The organism is uncultured Anaerobiospirillum sp., from assembly GCF_902485895.1.
Lineage (GTDB): Bacteria > Pseudomonadota > Gammaproteobacteria > Enterobacterales > Succinivibrionaceae > Anaerobiospirillum > Anaerobiospirillum succiniciproducens.
On the sequence record NZ_CABTML010000119.1, the window covers coordinates 1 to 7,769 of the forward strand.

Below are 7,769 nucleotides of genomic sequence, written 5' to 3' on the forward strand. Positions count from 1 at the left end.
ATAATGTGCGCACAACCTATGCGGATGGATGGCAGAGCGGTTGAATGCAACGGTCTTGAAAACCGTCGAGGATTTGCGTCCTCCGTGAGTTCGAATCTCACTCCATCCGCCATCAGGTACTCAAGCGGCTTTAAGGCCGTTTTTTTTGTTCCCAAATTCCTAGATACAACATTTCTTTACAAGTTCCCCTCACTGCATACCATCAAGGTTAGCTAAGCTTCATCAGCTTTTTGAGCTGTAACGCCCTGCATTCTTAAAACATAGAACCATATTTTTACAGCCTTTACTTATCTAAGTCTGTTGCTGCAGTCCTATATCCGGCCTGTTGCCTACTTACCTCATATAAGGTCATGCTCTGAATATTTGCAATCTGTAGCTTGTAGCTTATGCGTTGCTGCTCCATTAAAGAAGTCTTACATAGTTCACTCTTACCGGTGTTGCTAAGCGGTGAAGAGCGAGATCATATCGATTCTCTTACAAAACAAAAGCCCCGTTGCACAGGATTAATTGTGCAACAGGGCTTATGAATAATACTAAAAAGAGTCAGCTACTTAGAGCTATATGATCATAGCTAGCTTTAATATCTAGCTGATGGGTTTTGCTTGAGTAGCTTTAGATAGCGTGCCAGAGCGTTAGAGCCTTTTGCTCTCTACATAGCGCTTAAGCAAGCTGTTAGTTCTTGTCTGAGTCACGCTCGTCTTCGTAGTCCTCTTCATAGTCGTAATCGACATCGGACATACGTGCCTCTTCATCCTTTGGGCCTAAGCCTTTAGCAATGAGGGCGTCGAGCTTCATGCTGTCTTTAACGAGGCTATCAAACTCAAACTCAATGTTTGGCATGTAGCGCATCTTAAGACGTGCTGCCATGGTTGAACGCACAAAGCCAGCGGCCTTATTTAAGACCTGCATAGCCTCTTTTACAGTGGTCTCATCGTCGTCTAAGAAAGAGACGAAGATGGTGGCGTTACGTAAGTCAGGAGCCACATTAACTTCGGTTACTGTAGCCAGCTTGACTCGCGGATCCTTAATCTCGGATGCAAGAATACGGGCTGCTTCACGACGAAGCGATGCGGCGATTCTTTCATTACGGCCATAACTTTTTGGCATAGTATTACCTTTAATAAATCAACCGACGTACACCTACGTTGGTTAGTGCTATAAGCTCAGCGCATTCAAGAAAGTATCTTGAATTAGCGCCTAGCCCATAGTACTAAGTTAAAAAACAGAAAAAGCTCTGTCTTAATCTACAAGATCTATAAGACTAGAGCTTTTTGCTACAACAAAGATTTGTATAAGCTGCCCCATGCATGGAGCAAGCTTATCTTTATTGTGACTGCCTAAGTGTCTTTTAGCGTGCTGAGCGATGCCTATAAATGCTCTTGCTCTAAACGCTCTCGCTCAAAAGCACTGGCTATAAACGCAGTTGCTAGAGGCGCACTTTATTAAAAAGATCCTTAGGCAGCTTCGGCTATGAGCACATCCTTATTATAAGGTGCGCTTAACCTCAACGTTCTCGAAGACTTCGATTTGATCGCCAACACGAACGTCCTGGTAGTTCTTAACGCAGATACCGCACTCGTTGCCGTTCTTAACCTCGGATACGTCATCCTTGAAGCGACGTAAGGAGTCAAGCTCGCCTTCGTAGATAACAACGTTATCACGCAGCACGCGGATTGGGGCAGAACGCTTAACGGTACCTTCGGTAACCATACAGCCTGCAATTGAGCCGTACTTAGGATGCTTGAAGACATCACGTACTTCAGCCATACCGATAATGCGCTGTTGAACTTCAGCCTTAAGAAGACCAGACATAGCCTTCTTAACGTCATCGATAAGATCGTAAATAACGCTGTAGTAGTGCAGATCCACACCCTCAGTCTCGATAACGCGACGAGCAGGAGCGTCAGCACGTACGTTGAAGCCAACGATAATAGCTGAAGAAGCGGTAGCTAAGGTTGCGTCAGTTTCGGTAATACCACCTACACCTGAACCGATGATATTAACCTTAACCTCATCAGTTGCCAGCTTGTACAGAGCATCAGAGATAGCCTCAACAGAACCCTGAGTGTCGGCCTTAAGCACAACATTAAGCTCTGAAGCCTGGTTATCCTTGAACATGTTCTCAAGCTTAGCCTTCTGCTGCTTAGCGATCTTAAGCTCACGGAACTTGCCTTGTCTAAACAGAGCAACTTCACGTGCCTTCTTTTCATCACGTACAACAGTAACTTCGTCACCAGCATCTGGTACACCAGATAAGCCGAAGATCTCAACTGGGAAAGAAGGACCTGCTTCATCTAAGTTCTGGCCCTTTTCGTTACGTAAGGAACGAACACGACCATACTCAAGACCACAGAGAACTACGTCACCCTTGTGCAGAGTACCCTCACGTACTAATACGGAGGCAACTGGACCACGGCCCTTATCAAGACGAGACTCGATAACAACACCAGAGGCCATACCATCAGCCACAGCGGTTAACTCGAGAACTTCAGACTGCAGTAACACAGCCTCTAAGAGCTCTTCAACACCCTGACCAGTCTTAGCGGAAACTTCAACAAACTGAACTTCACCACCCATAGACTCAGGAATAACACCGTGCTGGATGAGTTCGTTAGTTACGCGCATAGGATCTGCACCTGGCTTATCAATCTTGTTGATAGCAACGATGAGAGGAACCTTAGCAGCGTTAGCGTGTTGAATAGCTTCTAAAGTCTGAGGCATTACACCGTCATCGGCAGCAACTACCAGAATAACGATATCGGTTACCTGAGCACCACGAGCACGCATTGCGGTAAAGGCAGCGTGACCTGGGGTATCAAGGAAAGTAATACCTGAACCACGAGTATCAACGTGGTAAGCACCGATACGCTGAGTAATACCACCAGCTTCACCGGCTGCAACCTTGGACTTACGGATGAAGTCGAGTAAGGAAGTCTTACCGTGGTCAACGTGACCCATGATGGTAACAACAGGAGCACGTGGCAGAGCCTTAGCAGCGTCAGACTGACGATCAGCTAAGATTGCCTCTTCAAGCTCATTCTCCTTACGCAGAATGGCCTTGTGACCCATTTCCTCAACTACGATCTGAGCAGTAGCCTGATCGATAACCTGGTTGATGGTAACCATCTCACCAAGCTTCATTAAGCATTTAATAACCTCAGCGCCCTTAACAGCCATCTTCTGAGCAAGCTCGGCTACAGTGATGGTCTCACCAATTACTACTTCACGAGAAACTGGTGCTACAGGACGGTTAAAGCCGTGCTGCTGATTGCCCTTAGCTTGAGCGCCACGGCCATTACGTTGTGGCTGCTTCTTGTTGCCACGGCCACGTACGAAGGTGTTTTCAGACTCTTCACGCTTCTTAGCAGCAACCTTACCACCACGCTCGTTAGTACGGTGACGACCACGATTCTCTTCTTCGCGATCACGTGCAGCTTCTGCCTCACGAACGAATGCAGAGGACTCCTCGATGCCGTCGGACTCTTCTAAGCGACGACGCTCTTCTTCCTCAGCAGCCCAACGAGCCTCATTTTCCTCAGCTAAGCGACGAGCCTCTTCGGCCTGACGGCTAGCTTCAAGAGCGATCTTCTTAGCCTGTGCTTCTTCTTGAGCAGCCTTAAGCTTTTCAGCCTCTTCAGCCTCAGCCTTCTTTTCAGCAATCTTAGCTGGCTTTTCTGCAGCAGCCTTATCAGCTGCAGCCTTCTTAGCAGCATCAGCGGCCTTCTTCTTAGCCTCAGCTTCAGCCTTACGCTTAGCCTCTGCCTCAGCACGCTCTTTTGCCTCAGCCTCAGCCTTAGCCTTTGCTTCAGCTTCAGCCTTTGCCTTAGCCTCGGCTTCAGCCTTAGCACGTGCCTCAGCCTCTAAACGCTCTTTTTCAGCAAGCTTAGGATCGAACTTAATGGTCTTCTTACGAACAACCTGTACAACCTTAGGCTTACCAGTTGAGTCCTGCACCTTCACAGAAGCGTGGGCGGAACGGTTTAAGGACATGCGCTTTGGAGCCTTGTCCTCGGTCTTTATTTCATCAGCCATGTTGTTTCACCCCTCTTATTATTGCTCTGCATCAGATGCACTAGAATCACCCTGAGCGTTTTCTTCCTTGAACCAAGTCAGATTACGGGCGCCCATAATAATATCGCCAGCACGCTGCGCGTCGATATTTAAATCAGTGAGATCATCGATAGCCTGCTCAGCTAACTCTTCAAGGGTCTTAATGCCTTTCTTAGCCATAGCTAAAGCAAGCTCGGTGTCTACACCTTCAACCTTCATAAGCTCATCAGCACCTTCAGCCTTGAGCTTCTCCTCGTTAGCAGCAATTGCTGCACGAGCATTCTCTTGAAGAGCCTTCACAAGCTCATCATCTAAGCCCTCAATGTCAGAGAACTCTTCAGCTGGAACGTAGGCAACTTCTTCTAAAGTCTGGAAGCCGGCATCGGATAATACGCGAGCAAAGTCCTCATCGATATCGAGGTTCTCAGTAAAGAACTTAACGATTTGAGCACTCTCAGCGGCAAGCTCCTGATCCATCTCAGTCTCAGCCTTAACCTGTAAAGACCAGTTTAAGACCTGAGAGGCAAGACGTACGTTTTGACCGTTGCGACCAATAGCTAAAGCTAAGTTCTCGTCGGCAACAGCTACGTCAATGCTGTGGTTTTCATCATTGATAACAATACGTGAAACCTCAGCAGGCTCCATAGCGTTGGTTACGTACTGAGCGAGGTTCTCATCCCAAAGGACGATATCAATACGCTCGCCAGCAAGCTCATTGGACACAGCCATAACACGTGCGCCACGCATACCAATACATGCGCCACGTGGATCAATACGCTTATCCTTAGAACGTACAGCGATCTTAGCGCGGGAACCTGCGTCACGAGCCACGCCCATGATCTCGATAACACCCTCACCAATCTCTGGTACTTCAATACGGAAGAGCTCAGCTAAGAACTCAGGAGCGGTACGGGAACACATGATCTGTGGGCCCTTGTTCTCCTCGCGGATCTCAGTTAAGAGTACGCGAATACGATCGCCACGTGAGTAGTTCTCACGAGGAATCATATTGTCACGGCGTAACAGACCTTCAGCACCGTTGCCAAGGTCAATGATTAAGCCTTCACGGTTGACACGCTTAACAGTAGCATTGACTACGTGACCTAAACGACCACGCTGATCTTCAATTAACTGCTCGCGCTCGGCATTGCGTACGCGCTGTGATAAAACCTGCTTAGCAGTTTGGATGGTAATACGGTCAAAAGATACAGAAGGAATCTCATCCTCAACGATATCACCAGCACTGATCTCTGGATACTCTTCGCGAGCAGCTGCAAGAGAAATCTCTTGTACTGGATTGTCCAGTGGGCCATCAGTATCTACTACTACCCAACGACGGTAGGTAGTATATGAACCCTCTTTACGGTCGATCTCAACACGGCAGTCGATATCAACAGAGTACTTCTTCTTAGTTGCACTGGCCAAAGCCACTTCCAAAGCTTCGAAAATCTTCTCCTTTGGAATAGCTCGCTCATTGGAGAGCGCCTCGGCTATCGCAATGATTTCCTTACCCATTTGGTCTAACCTCTTGTGGATGCCTCGGGCATCTCTCCTATAGTAATGCTGAATAATCAGGCACGATGCGGGCTACAGAAACGTTCTCAAACGCTACTGTAACTTCTGCATTTAAGCTCTTGTCGTGCACTACAAAAGAACCATCTTCTTGTGCACTAACGAGCTTGCCTTCAAGCTTGCGACGTCCATCTGTTGCCATCTTTAAAGCAACGCTGATCTCTTGACCGACGCTCTTTTGTAACTGCTCAACAGTAAAAAGAATACGATCAAGGCCAGGGGATGAAACCTCAAGGATATATGCTGGATCAATCAGATCTGCTGTATCAAGCAATGGGGATAAAGCTGTTGTGATATCACCACAGGCGTCTGCATTAACGCCACCATCTCCCTCGACAAACACCTGCAGATGTGCCGTATTGCGTCCGACACGGTAACGCAAGCCCCACAGTTCCATCCCGAAAGACTGAACTACTGGCTCAATGAGCTCATGAAGCTTTTGTTCAAGAGATCCCGTCATTAACACCTCATAAGTTGAATTGTTTCGCAAGCTGATACCTGAAAAGCTTTAAAGTATCAAACCTATTGACTGCCTAAACAACCTTATCCACACCATAGCTATATCTGACAAAGTTTACAGATAAAGCACGTAAACCCCTTATAACCATGGTTATAACAGCGCTTATAAAACACCACAAAAAATGCGCTTGCGCCTGTTGCTAAGGTAAATTTTAGGCATAAAAAAAGCCCCGATGTTGGGGCTTCTTGTAAAAGTTGCACCTATTCGCAAGGGCAACCTTGCAATCTGAAGTACAGATAGCACTTGCTATCTTTGAGTATAAAGCCAAGCTAAGCTTGCTACTTACTCACACGAGAGGCTATAAAAGTGCAAAATTTTGCAAGCTATTTAGGCACAAGGCCAGAGGCTCTCGCAGATACAACAGATTGTTCAAATCGTTCTTGCACGTCATCGGGTGATGACGTAGTAGAAAAACTACCATGCTTTGACATTTACTCAGGTCGGAAAATACTCTAAGTAAAAGAGTCATCGCAACAATGACTACACAAAGCGATGCTATTTATACCTAAAAACTAACGAAATTGCAAGCTTAATCGGCCTTTTTATCGAGTTAGCACCCTCAAACTTTCCCATTTACATCCTCATAATTAACAAAGCAGGCCCCCTTAACATCAATATAGTTACTAAAATGCGCTCTTTAGCCTTGCTTATCAACTGCTAAAACGAAGTGCGAACTTGTAACTGCTTAATTAGCACACTCAAGTGAGCATCAAAAAAGATCATCACCGATGCATTCGCTATCAAGCTATTAGTAATATGCCATTGCCTGCACTCAAGCTCTCACCAAATAAGCTCCATTAACAGCTCCAGCCCCATCCACCATCTTCATAAGCAAGAGCATTGCGGCCTATCTTAAAGCGATCTCACCAATCTTATACAAGTAAGCGCTAAGCGTATGAGCGGAGAGCCTCTTGGACGCTTGATGTTTGTACAAGGAAGTGTACAGGTGTGTGCCACACCAAAATCATTAAAACAAAGTAATGTCACAGCCACTGCGTAAACATCAGTGCAATGCTTTAACTCGTAACCAATCTATTCTTTTGCTAGCTAAAGCAAGAGTCTAGATGCAACAAACGAGTCTAAAGTTGAGGCAAAAGCTGAGGATTTTGCACAAATGTGCACTAATTGTATTACAAGTTAAAGCTTTGCTTTGATCGCAGAAACAAACTTTAAAAAGGAGCGCATTTTGATCAAAGAGTTCTGTAACTATGGAATATACATGACAAGTCTTGCCTCATATCTAAGAGCGTATACTCATTAGAACTTTTCTCAAAGAGCTTGCCTCATCTGAAATTAAAGTAATGTGTTAATATCTTTTGATGACCTTAGATAAGGTGAGCTTTACACAAAAGTGCTTGTTGCTCTTTTTGTCTTAGCCATTCTTACTGTTAATTGCTCTAAAGTTAGCTATGTAGTCATTACATTTTTTGAATGTGCTATATAGCCGCTACGAGCGTCCCCATCATGTCAGGTCGACAACTCAATACTGTGTGGTTTTGAAAGTTAATGTGAATTACTCCCGCCAAATCTTACGATTATGGCGTGAACTTCATGGCGTCGCTGCGCCAAATCTCATACGGTTAACAAGTTACCCGTATCGGCTGAAACACGCAGCCGCTATCAAATA

4 protein-coding genes and 1 tRNA gene are annotated in these 7,769 nt (G+C 45.9%); 1 reads left to right on the forward strand and 4 read right to left on the reverse strand.

Annotated elements, in window-relative coordinates; all coding sequences use genetic code 11:
* The first annotated feature begins 22 nt into the window (after nucleotides 1–22).
* Nucleotides 23–112 (forward strand) — tRNA-Ser (locus RDO37_RS10195).
* Nucleotides 113–672: 560 nt separating this feature from the next.
* Here RDO37_RS10195 and rbfA read toward each other — a convergent pair.
* The 4 genes from rbfA to rimP form a co-directional block, all read right to left on the reverse strand.
* Complete coding sequence (gene rbfA / locus RDO37_RS10200; RefSeq protein WP_308499004.1) at nucleotides 673–1,107, reverse strand: 30S ribosome-binding factor RbfA; 435 nt, start codon at nucleotides 1,105–1,107, stop codon at nucleotides 673–675.
* A 378-nt stretch (nucleotides 1,108–1,485) separates the two neighbouring features.
* Nucleotides 1,486–4,032, reverse strand: coding sequence for a translation initiation factor IF-2 (gene infB, locus RDO37_RS10205; RefSeq protein WP_273325691.1), 2,547 nt, complete (start codon nucleotides 4,030–4,032; stop codon nucleotides 1,486–1,488).
* 18 nt (nucleotides 4,033–4,050) lie between these two features.
* Nucleotides 4,051–5,565 carry a transcription termination factor NusA gene (nusA, locus tag RDO37_RS10210; RefSeq protein ID WP_027939381.1) on the reverse strand — a complete coding sequence of 505 codons (1,515 nt, stop codon included), beginning with the start codon at nucleotides 5,563–5,565 and terminating at the stop codon, nucleotides 4,051–4,053.
* Between the two features lie 37 nt (nucleotides 5,566–5,602).
* Nucleotides 5,603–6,112: a ribosome maturation factor RimP gene (gene rimP / locus RDO37_RS10215; protein ID WP_156907540.1), complete on the reverse strand. Its 510-nt coding sequence runs from the start codon at nucleotides 6,110–6,112 to the stop codon at nucleotides 5,603–5,605.
* Nucleotides 6,113–7,769: the final 1,657 nt, after the last annotated feature.